The following is a 15359-nucleotide window of genomic DNA, read 5'->3' on the forward strand; positions in this document are numbered from 1 at the left end:
CTTGCCCCCGATTGCTAAAGGTCAGTCACTGCATCTGGTGGCTGACCCACTGCTATCGGGGGCAAGCCCCCTCCCACATTTTGATCTCCAGTGTTTGGGAGATCGGGTTACATCAGAACGCCGGCTTGATCGCGCCTTTGTACTTCTCTTCGATGAACTGCTTCACCTCAGGCGTGTGCAGGGCTGCAACCAGCTTCTTCACCGCGTCCGAATCCTTGTTGTCTTCGCGGGTCACCAGGATGTTCACGTACGGCGAGTCGTTGCCTTCGATCACCAGCGCGTCCTTGGAAGGGTCCAGCTTGGCTTCCAGGGCGTAGTTGGTGTTGATCAGCGCCAGGTCGACCTGGGTCAGTACGCGCGGCAGGGTGGCGGCTTCCAGTTCGCGGAATTTCAGGTTTTTCGGGTTTTCGGTGATGTCCTTGATGGTCGACAGGATGTTGGTCGAGTCCTTCAATTTGATCACGCCGGCTTTGTTCAGCAGCAACAGCGCGCGACCGCCATTGGTGGCGTCGTTCGGGATGACCACATTGGCACCGCTAGGCAGTTCGTCCAGCTTCTTGTACTTGCTGGAATAAGCGCCCAGGGGTTCCAGGTGCACGGCACCGACGCTCACCAGGTGAGTGCCCTTGGCTTTGTTGAACTCATCCAGGTACGGCTGGTGCTGAAAGAAGTTGGCGTCCAGGCGCTTTTCGGCCACCTGTACGTTGGGCTGCACGTAGTCGGTGAAGACCTTGACCTGCAGGTCCACGCCTTCTTTGGCCAGGGCAGGTTTCACGAATTCCAGGATTTCTGCGTGCGGAACCGGCGAGGCGGCGACCGTGAGGGTCTCGGCATGTGCAGAAAACGCTGCAACGGCGGCGAAAGCAACCAGTAGTTTTTTCATCCAACAAGCTCCTTGTTCGGGCATTTGCCGGCTTTTGGCCGGCAATGGCCGTTATTTTCGAGAAAAATGCACCACCAGCTTGTCGCCGACGGTTTGCAGAATTTGCACCAGGATCAACAGCATTACCACGGTGACCACCATGACATCGGTCTGGAAACGCTGATAACCGAAGCGGATAGCCAGGTCACCCAGGCCGCCTGCGCCGACCACACCGGCCATGGCCGTGTAGGACACCAGTGTAATCGCCGTCACCGTAATCGCCGCGAAAATGCCAGGGCGGGCCTCGGGCAGCAGGGCGTTGGTGATGATTTGGCGAGTGGTGGCGCCCATGGACTGGGTGGCTTCGATAATGCCGCGGTCCACTTCACGCAGGGCGGTTTCCACCAAGCGCGCAAAGAACGGCGTAGCGCCCACGACCAGCGGCGGGATTGCACCGGCTACACCCAGCGAAGTGCCGGTGATCAGCACGGTGAACGGAATCATCACGATCAACAGGATGATGAACGGCAGCGAGCGCAGGATGTTCACGATCAACGAAAGCAGCGCGTACAGGCCTTTTTGCTCAAACAGCTGGCGCGGGCTGGTCAGGAACAGCAGCACGCCCAACGGCAGGCCCAGCACCACAGTGAAGAACAGCGAGCCGAACAGCATAGTCATGGTGTCGCCGGTGGCGAGCCAGATTTCCGACCAGTCGATATTGGCGAAGAAACTCAACAGGGCTTCCATTAGCGCAGGACCTCCATGTGGACGTCGGCGGCGGTAAAGCGGGCAAACGCCGCTTCCATGTCGCCACCGGTGACGGCGAGGGTCAGTTGCCCGTAAGGGATGTCTTTGATGCGGTCGATACGACCGGCGAGGATGCTGTAGTCCACACCTGTTTCACGAGCGACGGTACCCAGCAGCGGTGCGTAGGTCGCTTCGCCCTGGAACGTCAGGCGCACGATACGGCCCGGAACGTGAGCGAAGTCATCACGCTGTTCGTTTTCGTCAACTTGCTCGGACTCTTGCACGAAGCGTTTGGTGGTCGGGTGCTTGGGGTGCAGGAATACGTCGGCCACCGAGCCTTGCTCGACGATCACGCCGGCGTCCATCACGGCCACCTGGTCGCAGACTCGGCGGATCACATCCATTTCATGGGTGATCAGCACGATGGTCAGCTTGAGCTCACGGTTGATCTCGGCCAGCAGTTGCAGCACCGAGGCGGTGGTCTGCGGGTCGAGGGCGCTGGTGGCCTCATCACACAGCAAAATCTTGGGCTTGGTCGCCAAGGCGCGGGCGATGCCGACGCGCTGCTTCTGGCCGCCGGACAACTGCGCCGGGTACTTCTTGGCGTGGTCTGACAGGCCGACACGGGCCAGCAGTTCGGCCACGCGCAGGTCGATGTCCTTGCGCGACAATTCACCGGCCAGGGTCAGCGGCAGCGCCACGTTGTCGGCCACGGTCTTGGAGGCCAGCAGGTTGAAGTGCTGGAAGATCATGCCGACCTGCTGGCGGAAACGGCGCAGGCCGTTGGCGTCCAGGGCGGTGACTTCTTCGCCATCCACCGTGATTTTGCCGCCGCTCGGTTCTTCGAGGCGGTTGATCAGGCGCAGCAGGGTGCTTTTGCCCGCACCCGAATGGCCGATAAGGCCAAACACCTGGCCGTTCTCGACGCTCAGGCTGGTGGGGTGCAGGGCGGGGATATCCTTACCGGCGACGCGGTAGGTTTTATGGACGTTATGAAACTCGATCACGTAGCGAACCTTGTGGGGCGCATGGAAAAGGGATCAGCGGTTAGCCGGGCGCGCATTTTAGCCTGTCCGTATAGCGTTTCTTAGCATTTATTTCGTATCCATCCAGCGATTTGGCAATAACGCGATCAAAGGTCATAAAAAAGGAACGGTGCAAACCCCTGTCAGTCACTACTTAAACAACGCCATGTCCCGGGTGCCGTGCCTGGGCCTGAATAAGGAGTTTTGACTGATGAGCACGAAAAAGCCAAAGAGCGAACTCGCCGGAACCGACACCCTGGACCGTAACAACACCAATGCCAAGCTGCAGGCCCTGGAAGCGTTTCGCTCCGACGCCACCGGCCAGGCGCTGCGTACCAACCAAGGGGTAAAGATTGCCGACAACCAGAACAGCTTGAAGGCTGGCGCCCGCGGGCCCTCGCTGCTGGAAGATTTCATCATGCGTGAAAAGATCACGCACTTTGACCATGAGCGGATCCCCGAGCGCATCGTGCATGCGCGGGGTACGGGCGCCCATGGCTATTTTCAGAGCTATGAGAACCATTCGGCGCTTACCAAGGCGGGTTTCCTACGGGACCCTGGGCACAAAACCCCGGTGTTCGTGCGTTTTTCCACCGTACAAGGCCCGCGTGGCTCGGGCGACACAGTGCGCGACGTGCGCGGTTTTGCGGTGAAATTCTTTACCGACGAAGGCAACTTCGATCTGGTGGGCAACAACATGCCAGTGTTTTTCATTCAGGACGCAATCAAGTTTCCTGACTTCGTGCATGCGGTAAAACCTGAGCCCCACAATGAAATTCCTACGGGCGGCTCTGCCCACGATACGTTCTGGGATTTCGTCTCACTGCAGCCAGAGTCGGCCCATATGGTGATCTGGGCCATGTCGGACCGTGCAATTCCTAAAAGCCTGCGCAGCATGCAGGGTTTTGGCGTGCATACCTTCCGCTTTATCAATGCCGAAGGCGTCTCCAACTTCGTCAAATTCCATTGGCGGCCTACGGCGGGTACCTGCTCGCTGGTGTGGGATGAAGCGCAAAAGCTGGCAGGTAAAGATACCGACTACCACCGTCGCGACCTTTGGGAGTCCATCGAAACCGGCGATTACCCTGAGTGGGAGCTGGGCGTGCAGGTGATTCCTGAAGATAAGGAGCACGCGTTCGACTTCGACATTCTTGACCCGACCAAGCTGATTCCTGAGGAGCTGGTGCCAATCACGCCGCTGGGCAAGATGGTGCTGGACCGCAACCCCGATAACTTCTTTGCCGAGGTGGAGCAGGTCGCGTTCTGCCCTGGGCATATCGTACCGGGCATCGACTTCTCCAATGATCCGCTGCTGCAGGGACGTCTGTTTTCTTACACCGATACCCAAATCAGCCGCCTCGGTGGTCCGAATTTTCATGAATTGCCGATCAACCGGCCGGTGGCGCCGTTTCATAATGGCCAGCGCGATGCCATGCACCGCACGGTGATTGATAAAGGCCGTGCCGCCTATGAGCCCAACTCGATCGACGGCGGCTGGCCGAAAGAAACCCCGCCTGCGGCGCAGGACGGGGGCTTCGAGTCTTACTACGAGCGCATCGATGCCCATAAGGTGCGGGAGCGCAGCGAGTCGTTTGGTGATCACTTCTCTCAGGCGCGGTTGTTTTTCCGCAGCATGAGCAAGCACGAGCAGGAGCACATCATCGCGGCCTACAGCTTTGAGTTGGGTAAGGTCGAGCGTGAGTTTATTCGTGCGCGCCAGGTCAATGAGATCCTGGCCAATATTGATCTGGAATTGGCCAAGCGTGTGGCGCAGAACCTGGGCCTGCCGGTGCCTGAAAAAGGCACGGTGGCCGAGCGCAAGACTTCGTTGGCGCGCTCGCCTGCGTTGAGTCAGGCGAACTTGCTGCCGGCGGATATCAAGACGCGCAAAGTGGCGATCCTGGCGGCCAATGGGGTAGACGGCGTGGCAATTGCCGCGCTGAAGAAGGCGTTGGAAGCTGAGGGTGCCCACGCCAAGCTGCTGGGGCCGACCTCTGCGCCGGTTACCACTGCGGATGGCAAGAGCCTGCCGGTGGATGCGTCCATGGAAGGCTTGCCATCGGTGGCGTTTGACGCGGTGTTCGTGCCCGGCGGTAAAGAGTCTGTGAAGGCGTTAAGCGGGGATGGCGTGGCATTGCATTACTTGCTTGAGGCTTACAAGCATTTGAAGGCCATTACCGTGGCCACTGACGCCAAGCCGTTGCTGGATCAGTTGAAGCTGGAGGCGGATACGGGGCTGATCGTGGGGTCGGATGCGAAAGCGTTCAAGGCGTTCTTTGCCGCGATTGGGCAGCATCGGGTTTGGGAGCGTGAGGCGAAGGCCAAGGCGGTTCCGGCTTAAGCTTTTGGTTGTTTGTTAGATGGCTATCGGGGGCAAGCCCCCTCCCACACTTTGAATGTATTCACAGTTCAAAATGTGGGAGGGGGCTTGCCCCCGATGGCTTTATTGCGCCTTGCGCGGAATCAAAACCACCTGCGCCGGAATCTTCTTCAAGATCTGCCGGTGAAGTTTCAGTTCATACCCCGAATCAATGCGTTTGACCCGTTTGGTCAGCAAGGTGGCCAACCACGGGTAGTCCTCGGTGCGCGGCACCTGGATGCTCACATCGCACTGGTAATTGACCACATCGGTCGCAATTGCGTCGAGCTGATGGCGCAGTTCCTGGATATCGGTGAGGTTCAGCGCCACGGTGGTGCTTTCGGCTGCCGGGTCGATGACTTTGGCGACTGGCTTGGACTCCGCTGCTTTCAAGGCTGCTTCGGCCTGATCCAACTCGGCTTTGCGGGCATGGCTGATGGCGCTGTTGACGCCACCGGTCAGCGCCGGTGCCTTGGGCATCAGTGCGCGGGCACGGCTCAAGGCGGTGGCTGCTGCGTTGACATCGCCTTTTTGCAGCACGATCTGGCTGCGCTGCAGGTAGGCTTCGGCCAGCTGGCGCTGGTACGGCTCCAGTGTCGGGTCGTTGGGCGACTGGGCTTGCAGTGCGGCCAATTCATCTTCGGCGGTGGCCAGCTCACTGCTGGCCAGGTTTTGTTCCAGCTGCGCGATGGCCGCAGCACGTGTGTCCGGGGCCGTGGTGGCGGCGGGCGGTGTGCTTTGACAGGCCCCCAGCAGCAGGGCAAATGCGGCAAGGAGCAGATAACGGGAGGTGAACGGCTTCATTCCTGCGACTCTCTATTTGCGCAAAAAGCGAGCAAGTCTACACCCCTCGACGGGGCAGGACAAAACTCAGCAGAAACAGGGCGGCGGCCGTGACCACAATCGATGGCCCTGCTGGCGTGTCCTTGAACCATGACAGCGCCAGGCCCCCGCACACTGCAAACATCCCCAACAGGCTGGCGCCGATCGCCATTTGCTCCGGTGACCGGGCATGGCGCTGGGCGGCGGCGGCAGGAATGATCAGCAGCGACGTGATCAACAATACGCCGACAATCTTCATCGCGACAGCAATCACCACGGCGATCAACAACATCAGGGCCATGCGCAGGGTTGGCACGGGCAGGCCTTCGACGGTTGCCAGCTCTTCATGCACAGTGATTGCCAGCAGCGGGCGCCACAAGGTCACCAGCAGCACCAGCACGAGCGCACTGCCGCCAAGGATCCAGGCCAGGTCAGTGGTGCTGATCGCCAGCAGGTCGCCAAACAGGTAGGCCATCAGGTCGATGCGCACTTCGTGCATGAAGCTGAGCACCACCAGGCCGAGGGACAAGGTGCTTGGCGCCAGAATGCCCAGCAAGGTGTCGGACGCCAGGGGTTGGCGCTGTTGCAGGGTCACCAGGAGCACCGCCAGCAGCAGGCAGCCTACGGTTACGGCGATGGTCGGGCTCACATCCAGCAAGAAGCCCATGGCCACGCCCAACAGCGCTGCGTGGGACAGCGTGTCGCCAAAATAGGCCATGCGTCGCCACACCACGAACGAGCCCAGTGGGCCCGCCACCAGTGCCAAAGCCAAGCCTGCCAGCAGGGCGTACAACAGAAAATCAGCCATGCTTGCAGCTATCTCCATGAACGTGGGTGTGAGGTGCGGTTGGGTCATCAACGACCGCGCCATGCAGGTCATGGGCGTGGTCGTGGTGGTGATGGTAGATCGCCAGGCTCTGTGCGTTCTTACCGAACAGCTCGACAAACGCCGGGTCGCCGCTGACCTGTTCCGGGTGGCCGGAGCAGCATACGTGGCGGTTGAGGCACACCACCTGGTCGGTGGTGCTCATGACCAGGTGCAGGTCGTGGGACACCATCAGCACGCCGCAGCCATGGCGGTCGCGCAGGCGGGTGATCAGGCTGTACAGCTCGGCCTGGCCGGCGACGTCGACGCCTTGTACCGGTTCATCCAGCACCAACAGCTGCGGCTCGCGCAACAGGGCGCGGGCCAGCAATACGCGCTGCATTTCGCCGCCGGAGATGCTTTGCACCGGACTGTCGATCACCTGTTCGGCGCCGACTTCCTTGAGCGCAGCCTGGGCGCGGGCGCGATCCACACCGGGCACCAGGCGCAGGAAGCGCAGTACCGACAGAGGCAGGGTCGGATCGACGTGCAGTTTTTGCGGCATATAGCCCACGCGCAGCTTGGGCTTGCGCCACACGCTGCCGCTGTGGGGCTTGAGCAGGCCGAGCACGGCGCGCACCAAGGTGGTCTTGCCGGCGCCATTGGGGCCGATCAGCGTCACGATCTGCCCCGGTTCCACGCTAAGGGCGATGTTATCCAGCACGGCTTGCCCGGCGAACGTGACCCCAACCTGTTCCAGGCGGATTAACGCGTTGCTCATCAGGCCCCCTGGCAACCGGAGCATAGGCCGACCACTTCGACCGTTTGCCCTTCAACCTTGAAACCCACGTCGGCGGAGCTCTTGATGATCGCGTCGCTGATGCTTTTTTGTTCAAGTTCGATGGCGGCGTGGCATTCGCGGCAGATCAGGAACTGGCCCTGATGCGCATGCTCCGGGTGGTTGCAGCCCACGAACGCGTTGAGGGAGGCGATGCGGTGCACCAGACCGTTTTCCAGCAAGAAGTCCAGTGCGCGGTACACGGTGGGTGGCGCTGCACGACGGCCGTCCTGTTCGCTGAGCACGCCCAGGATGTCGTAGGCGCCCAGCGGCTTGTGGCTCTGCCATACCAGCTCCAGCACACGGCGGCGCAAGGCGGTCAGGCGCAAACCCTTCTGTGCACAGAGGGTATCGGCCTCCGACAGCGCGGTATGCACGCAGTGAGAGTGGTCGTGGGGACGGCTGGCAAGCGGTGTTTTAGGCATGAGCGGCGACAGACATTTGATAGAGACGTTATTATGTTACCCGTTCCTACGCCATTGAGTGGTCATCGTGTCCCGACTTTTTCCCGTTTTTGTCGTATTCATCACCAGTTTGTTCGTTACCGGGGTCGCTCAGGCCGAGGTCAAGGTGCTGACCAGTATCAAGCCGTTGCAGTTGATTGCCGCGGCTGTGCAGGACGGCGTGGGCGTTCCCGAGGTGTTGCTGCCGCCGGGTGCTTCGCCGCATAACTACGCACTGCGCCCATCCGACGTACGGCGCGTGCAGTCGGTGGACCTGCTGTACTGGATTGGTCCGGACATGGAGAGCTTCCTGCCCCGCGTGCTCAAGGGGCGCAGCGTGCCAGCCGCGGCCGTGCAGGACTTGCCAGGCATGAAACTGCGTCGTTTTGCCGAAGATAGCCACTCGCACGCCGACGAAGCCGACGAACACGACCACGATCACCGCCCAGGCAGCCTGGATGCGCACTTGTGGCTGTCGACGGTGAATGCGCGGGTGATTGCCACGCGCATGGCAACCGACCTCAGCGCTGCCGACCCTACCAATGCGGCGCGTTATCAGAGCAACGTGAAAGCGTTCATCGAGCGCCTGGATGCATTGGATGCCCGCTTGAAAACCCGCTTGGCGACCGTGGGCGACAAGCCATATTTCGTTTTCCACGAAGCCTTCGATTATTTCGAAGACGCCTACGGCCTCAAGCACGCCGGTGTATTCAGCGTTGCCGCCGAAGTCCAGCCGGGCGCCCAGCATGTGGCCGCAATGCGCACGCGGTTGCAGGAAGTGGGCAAGACTTGTGTATTCAGTGAGCCGCCGCTGCGTCCGCGCCTGGCTGAGACCCTGGTGGCCGGCCTGCCGGTGAAGCTGGCGGAGTTGGATGCGTTGGGTGGGTACACGCAGGCTACAGCGCAAGGCTATGAGCAGGTGCTGGAGAAACTGGGGAATGACTTGGCTGGGTGCCTGGAATCGCTCTAAAACCCGGTGAAGATCAAATGTGGGAGGGGGCTTGCCCCCGATTGCGGTGGATCAGCCAGCACATGCATTGACTGACACACTGCTATCGGGGGCAAGCCCCCTCCCATATTTTGATCCCGGTTGTCTTTTAAAGCGCGAACGGCAGTTGGATCGTCACCTGCTGGCGTTGCGCCAAGCGGTGCTCAAACTCCGCCGGGTCATGAATCAACACATCCTGCCCGGCAAACGACTCAGCCGCGATCAAGCGTGACAACCAGAACCGCACACAGGCCACGCGCAGTAGGGTCGGCCACAATTCAGCTTCTTTCGCGGTAAACGGTCGCAGCCCCGCATAGGCGCCCAACAAAGCACGGGCGCGTTGGCCGTCGATCACGCCGTCTTCGTCCGAACACCAGTCATTCAGCGCGATGGCCACGTCATACAGCATCGGGCCGGAGCAGGCGTTGTAGAAGTCGATCAGGCCTGTGAGGTGGGTACCTTCGAACATCGCGTTGTCGCGGAACAGGTCGGCATGGAGGTTGGCGCGCGGCAGGGCGAGGATCTGAGCCTTGTGGGCTTGGATTTCATCCAGTGCAGCTTGCAGCAGGCGTTGTGGCGCCTCGTCCAGGTGTGAAATCAGCTGCGCGCCTTCACTGAGCATCCAGTCCAGGCCGCGATCGGTCTTGCGCTCCAGCACCTTGTCGCCCTGGGTCGCCAGGTGCAAATGGCCAAGCAGGTCGCCAACCTGGGCGCAATGCTGCGCGTTGGCGTCCTTGATGTGCTTGCCGGCCAGGCGCGGTTGCAGCAAGGCTGGTTTGCCTTTGAGTTCGCGCAGGGCTACGCCATCGGTGGTGCGCAGGGCGTAAGGCACGGGTAGATCGGCGTCGTGGAGCACGTCGAGCAGTTCGATGAAGAACGGCATCTCGGCGACGGGACCGCGCTCAACCAGGGTCAGGACGAATTCGCCCTGCTCCAGGCTGATAAAGAAGTTGGTGTTTTCGCTACCGGCGGCAATTCCCTGGAAATCAAGCAGGCGGCCGAGGCCGTAAGGGGCGAGGAAGGTTTCCAGCTCGGGCCGAGCCAGGGGGGTGAACACAGACATGGTTAAAACTGCCAGTACGGGCGCCGCGGTGGGCGGCGCCAATTGAAGTTAAGAAATCATTTCCATTCGAAAATCTTCCATGACGGGATCAGCATATCCGGCTGGTCAGAGCGGATGAAGTTCGCATCGGTGCCGTCCGCGCGCACCAGAAAATACGGTGGTGCGCCCTTGGGCGTCACCTTGATCGCGTACAGGAAGCCGTTTTGACGGTATTCCTGGATGGTTTTGTCGCCTTCGGTGCGGATCGTGACCTCAGGGTCACCACCGGGGGCGCTGTCGGCTGCCGTGGCGGCCAGCGGCAGGAGTGCAATCAAGCCGGTCAACAACAAGCGATTCGCTGTACGCATGATAACCTTGTCCCTTTGTCGTCATTGGTCCGGCTATTCTAGCGCCTGACCCGCCGAAAAGGTTGATCCTGCTCATGAGCCAAGCCCCCCTCGTCCTGGTGGACGGTTCTTCATATCTGTACCGCGCCTTCCACGCGCTGCCCCCGCTGACCACCTCCAAAGGCCTGCCCACCGGTGCGGTCAAGGGCGTGTTGAACATGCTCAAAAGCCTGCGCAAGCAATACCCGGACAGCCCGTTTGCCGTCGTATTCGACGCCAAGGGTGGGACCTTTCGCGATGACATGTATGCCGAATACAAGGCCAACCGCCCGAGCATGCCCGATGACATGCGCGTGCAAATCGAGCCGCTGCACCAGAGCGTGATCGCCTTGGGCTTCCCGTTGCTGTGCGTTGAAGGCGTCGAGGCCGATGACGTGATCGGCACCCTGGCCCGCAGCAGCGCAGCAGCCAACCGCCCGGTGGTGATCTCCACCGGTGACAAGGACATGGCGCAGCTGGTCGATGGGCACATTACCTTGGTCAACACCATGACCGGTAGCGCGATGGACATCGAAGGCGTAAAGGAGAAATTTGGCGTCGCTCCGGAGCAGATCATCGACTACCTTGCGTTGATGGGCGATTCGTCCGACAACATCCCAGGCGTTCCGGGCATTGGTCCAAAGACCGCGTCCGGCTTGCTGGTGGGCGTCAATGGCGGGATCAAAGAGCTTTATGAACAGCTGGATATTGTTCCGACCTTGCCGATTCGAGGCGCCAAGACGCTGCCGGCCAAGCTCGAAGAGCATCGGGAGATGGCGTTCCTGTCCTACCAGTTGGCGACGATCAAGTGTGATGTGCCGCTGGATGTGGGCCTGGATGACCTGCACCTGATCGAGCCGGATCGCGAAAAGTTGCTGGAGCTGTACTCGCTGCTTGAGTTCAAGAGCTGGATCGATGAGGTTCAGCGCGACGCCAAACGTGTTGAGCTCAACGCCGCACCGGTAGCCGAAGCCGTTGCCGAGGTTGCTCCAGCGGCTCCGGTTGAGACGACGTACACCACCATCCTCGATCAGGCCACCTTCGATCTGTGGTTGAAGAAGCTCAACGACGCCAAATTGTTCGCGTTTGACACCGAAACCACCGGTATCGACGCGCATCAGGCGCAGTTGGTCGGTGTGTCCTTCGCCGTAAAGCCCCACGAAGCGGCCTACATTCCGCTGACCCACGCTTATATCGGTGCACCAGAGCAGCTGGACCGTGACTCTGTGTTGCGAGCCCTCAAGCCGCTGCTGGAAGACCCGGCCAAGCTCAAGGTCGGCCAGCACGCCAAGTTCGACATGAACATCCTGGCCAACTGCGCCATCGGTGGTGACCCGGCCCAGGGCATCACCGTGCGCGGCATCGCGTTCGACACCATGCTCGAATCCTACGTGCTCAATTCCACCGCCACCCGGCACGACATGGACAGCCTGGCCAAGAAGTACCTGGACTACGACACCGTCAGTTTCCAGGACATCGCCGGCAAGGGCGCCAAGCAGCTGACCTTCGACCAGATCGCCCTTGAGCAGGCCGGGCCTTATGCCGCTGAAGATGCCGACGTGACGCTGCGTCTGCATCAGGAGCTATTCGCGCAACTGACAGCCATCCCGAGCCTGGCCAGCGTGCTGACGGATATTGAGATGCCGTTGGTGCCGGTGTTGGCGCGTATCGAGCGCCAGGGCGCGCTGGTAGATGCCGATTTGCTCGGCGTTCAAAGCATCGAATTGGGCAACAAGATGGTCGAGCTGGAGCGCCAGGCGTTCGAGATCGCCGGTGAGGAATTCAATTTGGGTTCGCCCAAGCAACTGGGCGCGATCCTCTACGAAAAACTCGGTTTGCCGGTGTTGAAAAAGACCGGTAAAGGCCAGGCCTCCACCGCTGAAGAAGTGCTGGCCAAGCTGGCCGAAGATGATTACCCGCTGCCCAAGGTGCTGATGCAGTACCGCAGCATGAGCAAACTCAAAAGTACCTACACCGATCGCTTGCCGGAGCAGATCAACCCGCGTACCGGGCGCATCCACACGTCGTATCACCAAGCGGTGGCGGCGACCGGGCGTTTATCCTCCAGTGATCCGAACCTGCAGAACATTCCGGTGCGTACCGCCGAAGGGCGGCGTATTCGCCAGGCGTTTGTCGCGCCCAAGGGCTACAAGCTGCTGGCGGCGGACTATTCGCAGATCGAGCTGCGGATCATGGCGCACCTGTCCAAGGACGAAGGCTTGATGAATGCCTTCCGCCACAATCTGGATGTGCACACGGCCACAGCGGCTGAAGTGTTCAAGGTTGAACTGGGCGAGGTCACCTCGGACCAGCGCCGCAGCGCCAAGGCGATCAACTTTGGCCTGATCTACGGCATGGGCGCTCAAAAGCTGGGCAAGGACATTGGCGTCGACACCAAGACGGCCAAGGCTTATATCGACGTGTATTTTGCCCGCTATCCTGGGGTTCGCGAGTACATGGAGCGCACGCGCGGCCAGGCCGCTGATCAGGGCTATGTCGAGACCATCTTCGGGCGCCGCCTGTACCTGCCGGACATCAATTCCAACAAGCCCCAGGAACGTGCGGCCGCAGAACGTACGGCCATCAACGCGCCGATGCAGGGTACGGCTGCGGATATCATCAAGAAAGCCATGGTGCTGGTGGACAATTGGCTGACCGCCTCAGGCCTGGACGCCAAGGTGATCCTGCAGGTGCACGATGAATTGGTGCTGGAGGTGCGTGAGGACTTGGTGGCTGAGGTCAGCGAGAAAATTCGCGAGCACATGAGTGCGGCCGCGCAGCTGGATGTGCCGTTGCTGGTGGAAGTGGGCGTGGGTAACAACTGGGACGAAGCGCACTGATTACGGGGCTTTGCTGCCACTCTAGGGTGGTGGCAGAGTGCTTTAGTCCAGAAGTCGCCGTGAGTTATTTCCAATAGTTTTTTGAATCTGCCGGAACTTAACCCGTGAATTGCTACTCAGAGTTACTGAATGGGTGGTGAAGCCCTTCAATGCTCCTATGTTGTGTTAAGTGTTGGCAGATATCTGGACCCCGCCCTAGCGGTCCAGTACTTGAACCCCGAACTTCCCCTCCCCATAAGAAGTCCGGGGTTTTTTTTGCCCGCAGAAAAGTTACTCAGCGAGTTCCGCGCCCTTGTCCGCCAATTCCATCCAACCGGCCAATACAGTGTAGGCCTCTTCCAGGCCCATGCGTTTTGGGGCCGAGAACAGCTGGATGGTAATTGCATCACCCCACCCTTTACGGATTTCGGACTGCACTTTGAGCAGGGTGTTCTTGGCTGCGCCGTAGGTGAGCTTGTCGGCTTTGGTCAGCAGGATATGCATCGGCATGCCGCTGGCGACGGCCCAGTCGAGCATCAGCAGGTCGAAGTCGGTCATTGGATGACGGATGTCCATCATCAGGATCAAGCCCTTCAAACTCTCGCGGCCACCCAGGTAGGCCTCCAGGTGACGCTGCCAGTGCAGCTTCAACGGGATAGGGACTTTCGCGTAACCGTAGCCCGGCAGGTCGACCAGACGCCGATCATCGTCTAGCTTGAAGAAATTGAGCAGCTGCGTGCGGCCCGGGGTTTTTGAGGTGCGCGCCAGGCTGGCGTGGGTCAGGGTGTTCAGGGCGCTGGATTTACCGGCGTTGGAACGGCCGGCAAAGGCGACTTCAAAACCTTCGTCATCGGGGCATTGGTCAACTTTGGCGGCGCTGAGCATAAACGTGGACTGTTGGCACAGGCCAAGGATGGGATTCTTGAGTTGCATGAGATTTCCGATGTGGGCGATGCCGAGAAAGGGTGCGGCAAGCGGTGTCGTTTCCGTTTCAGTAGGGCCAGTATATAATGCCGCAGATTTTGTGTGTGCTTTGTCCCAGCGAAGGATGAGGTTCACGGGAGCGAAAGACCTTTATTGCGCATTAGAACGCAAAACGCTCTCAAACCCTGAAATGGTCGACGTATGACCAGATGGTTGCTCGCTTTTGGTGTGCTGGCTCCGCTTTATGGCGCTCAGGCTACACAGGATCCGGAAGCGGTGTACAACCGAGTTTGCGTGGCTTGCCATGCCGGCCAGTTGCCCAACGCCCCCAAACGGGGTGACCAGGCAGCCTGGGCGCCAAGACTGGCGCAGGGCATGGACACGCTGGTGCTACACGTGACCCAGGGTTTCAAGGCAATGCCGCCGCGTGGTTTGTGCATGGACTGCAGTACTGAGGATTACCAGGCCGTCATTGAGTTGATGGTGAGTAAACCCGGTAGATAACTCTTAAACCCCTTAGCCGTAGTTGGATTAGCTGATGAACAAACTGATCGTGAGTCTGCTGTTGACCTTGGGCATCACAGGCGCTGCCGTCGCTGCAGAGGGCCCCGTCAAAGGTGATGCCACTGCCGGTCAAGCGAAAGCCGCCGTATGTGGTGCCTGTCATGGGCCGGATGGCAATAGCCCGGCGCCGAACTTCCCCAAACTGGCCGGCCAGGGCGAGCGTTACCTGACCAAGCAGATGCACGACATCAAGGACGGCAAGCGCACGGTACTGGAAATGACCGGCCTGCTGACCAACCTCAGCGATCAGGACCTGGCAGACATCGCGGCCTATTTTGCCAGCCAGAAAGGCAGTGTGGGAGCTGCCGATCCGAAATTGGTGGCCCGTGGAGAGAAACTCTTTCGCGGTGGTGACCTGGAAAAAGGCCTGCCCTCCTGCATTGGCTGCCATTCGCCAAATGGCGCCGGTATTGCCGCTGCTGGCTTCCCGCACCTGAGTGGCCAACACGCTACCTACATCGCCAAGCAGTTGACCGATTTCCGCAAGGAAGAGGCCGGGCGAGCCAACGATGGCGACGCGGCAATCATGCGCACCATCGCGCGCAAGCTGAGTGATGAAGACATTGCGGCGGTCTCCAGCTACATCCAAGGCCTGCACTAAGGCACACGCAACGTTAACGCTCGATTAATCCGTCGATGCAAGCATAAAAAGGGTGGCCTGGGCCGCCCTTTTTTGTGGCCGGTGCCGTTACACTAACGAACTCATGCCCGCGCAGACCTGTCACAACAAAGGTC

Annotated in this window: 15 protein-coding genes; 5 read left to right on the forward strand and 10 right to left on the reverse strand. The window is 60.2% G+C overall.

Annotation, left to right across the window (positions count from 1 at the left end):
* Positions 1 to 112: 112 nt before the first annotated feature.
* Genes DYL59_RS23005 through DYL59_RS23015 form a run of 3 tightly spaced genes read right to left on the reverse strand, consistent with a single transcriptional unit; the run spans position 113 to position 2616 of the window.
* Positions 113 to 883 (reverse strand): MetQ/NlpA family ABC transporter substrate-binding protein, encoded by a 771-nt coding sequence (locus DYL59_RS23005; RefSeq protein ID WP_135291237.1) that lies wholly within the window; start codon positions 881 to 883, stop codon positions 113 to 115.
* Positions 884 to 934: 51 nt separating this feature from the next.
* Complete coding sequence (locus DYL59_RS23010) at positions 935 to 1609, reverse strand: methionine ABC transporter permease (RefSeq protein WP_135291238.1); 675 nt, start codon at positions 1607 to 1609, stop codon at positions 935 to 937.
* Positions 1609 to 2616, reverse strand: a complete 1008-nt coding sequence (locus DYL59_RS23015) for a methionine ABC transporter ATP-binding protein (RefSeq protein WP_135291239.1) — start codon at positions 2614 to 2616, stop codon at positions 1609 to 1611. Before DYL59_RS23015 ends, DYL59_RS23010 begins: the two co-directional genes overlap by 1 nt.
* 229 nt (positions 2617 to 2845) lie before the next feature.
* Between DYL59_RS23015 and katE the strand changes: the two genes are divergently transcribed.
* Positions 2846 to 4975: a catalase HPII gene (gene katE / locus DYL59_RS23020; RefSeq protein WP_135291240.1), complete on the forward strand. Its 2130-nt coding sequence runs from the start codon at positions 2846 to 2848 to the stop codon at positions 4973 to 4975.
* Between the two features lie 102 nt (positions 4976 to 5077).
* Here katE and DYL59_RS23025 read toward each other — a convergent pair whose 3' ends face one another.
* The 4 genes from DYL59_RS23025 to zur are packed head-to-tail and all read right to left on the reverse strand — an operon-like array spanning position 5078 to position 7883.
* Positions 5078 to 5797 (reverse strand): PA5502 family lipoprotein, encoded by a 720-nt coding sequence (locus DYL59_RS23025; protein WP_135291241.1) that lies wholly within the window; start codon positions 5795 to 5797, stop codon positions 5078 to 5080.
* A 37-nt stretch (positions 5798 to 5834) separates the two neighbouring features.
* Entirely contained in the window at positions 5835 to 6623 is a 789-nt protein-coding gene (gene znuB, locus DYL59_RS23030) for a zinc ABC transporter permease subunit ZnuB (RefSeq protein ID WP_135291242.1), read from the reverse strand.
* Entirely contained in the window at positions 6616 to 7401 is a 786-nt protein-coding gene (gene znuC, locus DYL59_RS23035) for a zinc ABC transporter ATP-binding protein ZnuC (RefSeq protein ID WP_135291243.1), read from the reverse strand. Before znuC ends, znuB begins: the two co-directional genes overlap by 8 nt.
* Entirely contained in the window at positions 7401 to 7883 is a 483-nt protein-coding gene (zur, locus tag DYL59_RS23040) for a zinc uptake transcriptional repressor Zur (protein WP_017528744.1), read from the reverse strand. The genes znuC and zur overlap by 1 nt, the downstream gene beginning before the upstream one ends.
* Positions 7884 to 7941: 58 nt before the next feature.
* On the opposite strand from zur, the gene DYL59_RS23045 reads away from it, so the two are divergent.
* Positions 7942 to 8871 (forward strand): zinc ABC transporter substrate-binding protein, encoded by a 930-nt coding sequence (locus DYL59_RS23045; protein WP_135291244.1) that lies wholly within the window; start codon positions 7942 to 7944, stop codon positions 8869 to 8871.
* A gap of 127 nt (positions 8872 to 8998) precedes the next feature.
* On the opposite strand, the gene DYL59_RS23050 is transcribed toward DYL59_RS23045, so the two are convergent.
* Together DYL59_RS23050 and DYL59_RS23055 are read right to left on the reverse strand one after the other, a co-directional pair.
* The gene (locus DYL59_RS23050) at positions 8999 to 9952 is read right to left on the reverse strand and encodes a homoserine kinase (RefSeq protein ID WP_135291245.1); all 954 of its coding nucleotides are present in this window, start codon (positions 9950 to 9952) and stop codon (positions 8999 to 9001) included.
* 56 nt (positions 9953 to 10008) lie between these two features.
* On the reverse strand, positions 10009 to 10299 hold the full coding sequence (locus tag DYL59_RS23055) for a DUF2782 domain-containing protein (RefSeq protein WP_017734691.1): 291 nt from the start codon (positions 10297 to 10299) through the stop codon (positions 10009 to 10011).
* A gap of 74 nt (positions 10300 to 10373) precedes the next feature.
* Between DYL59_RS23055 and polA the strand changes: the two genes are divergently transcribed.
* The gene (polA, locus tag DYL59_RS23060; RefSeq protein WP_135291246.1) at positions 10374 to 13157 is read left to right on the forward strand and encodes a DNA polymerase I; all 2784 of its coding nucleotides are present in this window, start codon (positions 10374 to 10376) and stop codon (positions 13155 to 13157) included.
* 270 nt (positions 13158 to 13427) lie between these two features.
* Here the strand turns inward: polA and yihA are convergent, their stop codons facing one another.
* Positions 13428 to 14069, reverse strand: a complete 642-nt coding sequence (gene yihA, locus DYL59_RS23065; RefSeq protein ID WP_010207832.1) for a ribosome biogenesis GTP-binding protein YihA/YsxC — start codon at positions 14067 to 14069, stop codon at positions 13428 to 13430.
* Between the two features lie 192 nt (positions 14070 to 14261).
* Between yihA and DYL59_RS23070 the strand changes: the two genes are divergently transcribed.
* Together DYL59_RS23070 and DYL59_RS23075 are read left to right on the forward strand one after the other, a co-directional pair.
* Positions 14262 to 14564 carry a c-type cytochrome gene (locus DYL59_RS23070; RefSeq protein WP_135291247.1) on the forward strand — a complete coding sequence of 101 codons (303 nt, stop codon included), beginning with the start codon at positions 14262 to 14264 and terminating at the stop codon, positions 14562 to 14564.
* 34 nt (positions 14565 to 14598) lie between these two features.
* Positions 14599 to 15225, forward strand: a complete 627-nt coding sequence (locus tag DYL59_RS23075; RefSeq protein ID WP_135291248.1) for a c-type cytochrome — start codon at positions 14599 to 14601, stop codon at positions 15223 to 15225.
* The last annotated feature ends 134 nt before the right edge of the window (positions 15226 to 15359 follow it).

The sequence above is a fragment of the Pseudomonas kairouanensis genome (assembly GCF_004682055.1).
Taxonomy (GTDB): domain Bacteria; phylum Pseudomonadota; class Gammaproteobacteria; order Pseudomonadales; family Pseudomonadaceae; genus Aquipseudomonas; species Aquipseudomonas kairouanensis.

Bases quoted from the DNA above. Each gene is read 5' to 3' on its own strand.
- DYL59_RS23005 (WP_135291237.1), bottom strand. From the start codon at position 883: ATGAAAAAACTACTGGTTGCTTTCGCCGCCGTTGCAGCGTTTTCTGCA.
- DYL59_RS23010 (WP_135291238.1), bottom strand. From the start codon at position 1,609: ATGGAAGCCCTGTTGAGTTTCTTCGCCAATATCGACTGGTCGGAAATC.
- katE (WP_135291240.1), top strand. From the start codon at position 2,846: ATGAGCACGAAAAAGCCAAAGAGCGAACTCGCCGGAACCGACACCCTG.
- DYL59_RS23025 (WP_135291241.1), bottom strand. From the start codon at position 5,797: ATGAAGCCGTTCACCTCCCGTTATCTGCTCCTTGCCGCATTTGCCCTG.
- znuB (WP_135291242.1), bottom strand. From the start codon at position 6,623: ATGGCTGATTTTCTGTTGTACGCCCTGCTGGCAGGCTTGGCTTTGGCA.
- znuC (WP_135291243.1), bottom strand. From the start codon at position 7,401: ATGAGCAACGCGTTAATCCGCCTGGAACAGGTTGGGGTCACGTTCGCC.
- zur (WP_017528744.1), bottom strand. From the start codon at position 7,883: ATGCCTAAAACACCGCTTGCCAGCCGTCCCCACGACCACTCTCACTGC.
- DYL59_RS23050 (WP_135291245.1), bottom strand. From the start codon at position 9,952: ATGTCTGTGTTCACCCCCCTGGCTCGGCCCGAGCTGGAAACCTTCCTC.
- DYL59_RS23055 (WP_017734691.1), bottom strand. From the start codon at position 10,299: ATGCGTACAGCGAATCGCTTGTTGTTGACCGGCTTGATTGCACTCCTG.
- polA (WP_135291246.1), top strand. From the start codon at position 10,374: ATGAGCCAAGCCCCCCTCGTCCTGGTGGACGGTTCTTCATATCTGTAC.
- yihA (WP_010207832.1), bottom strand. From the start codon at position 14,069: ATGCAACTCAAGAATCCCATCCTTGGCCTGTGCCAACAGTCCACGTTT.
- DYL59_RS23070 (WP_135291247.1), top strand. From the start codon at position 14,262: ATGACCAGATGGTTGCTCGCTTTTGGTGTGCTGGCTCCGCTTTATGGC.
- DYL59_RS23075 (WP_135291248.1), top strand. From the start codon at position 14,599: ATGAACAAACTGATCGTGAGTCTGCTGTTGACCTTGGGCATCACAGGC.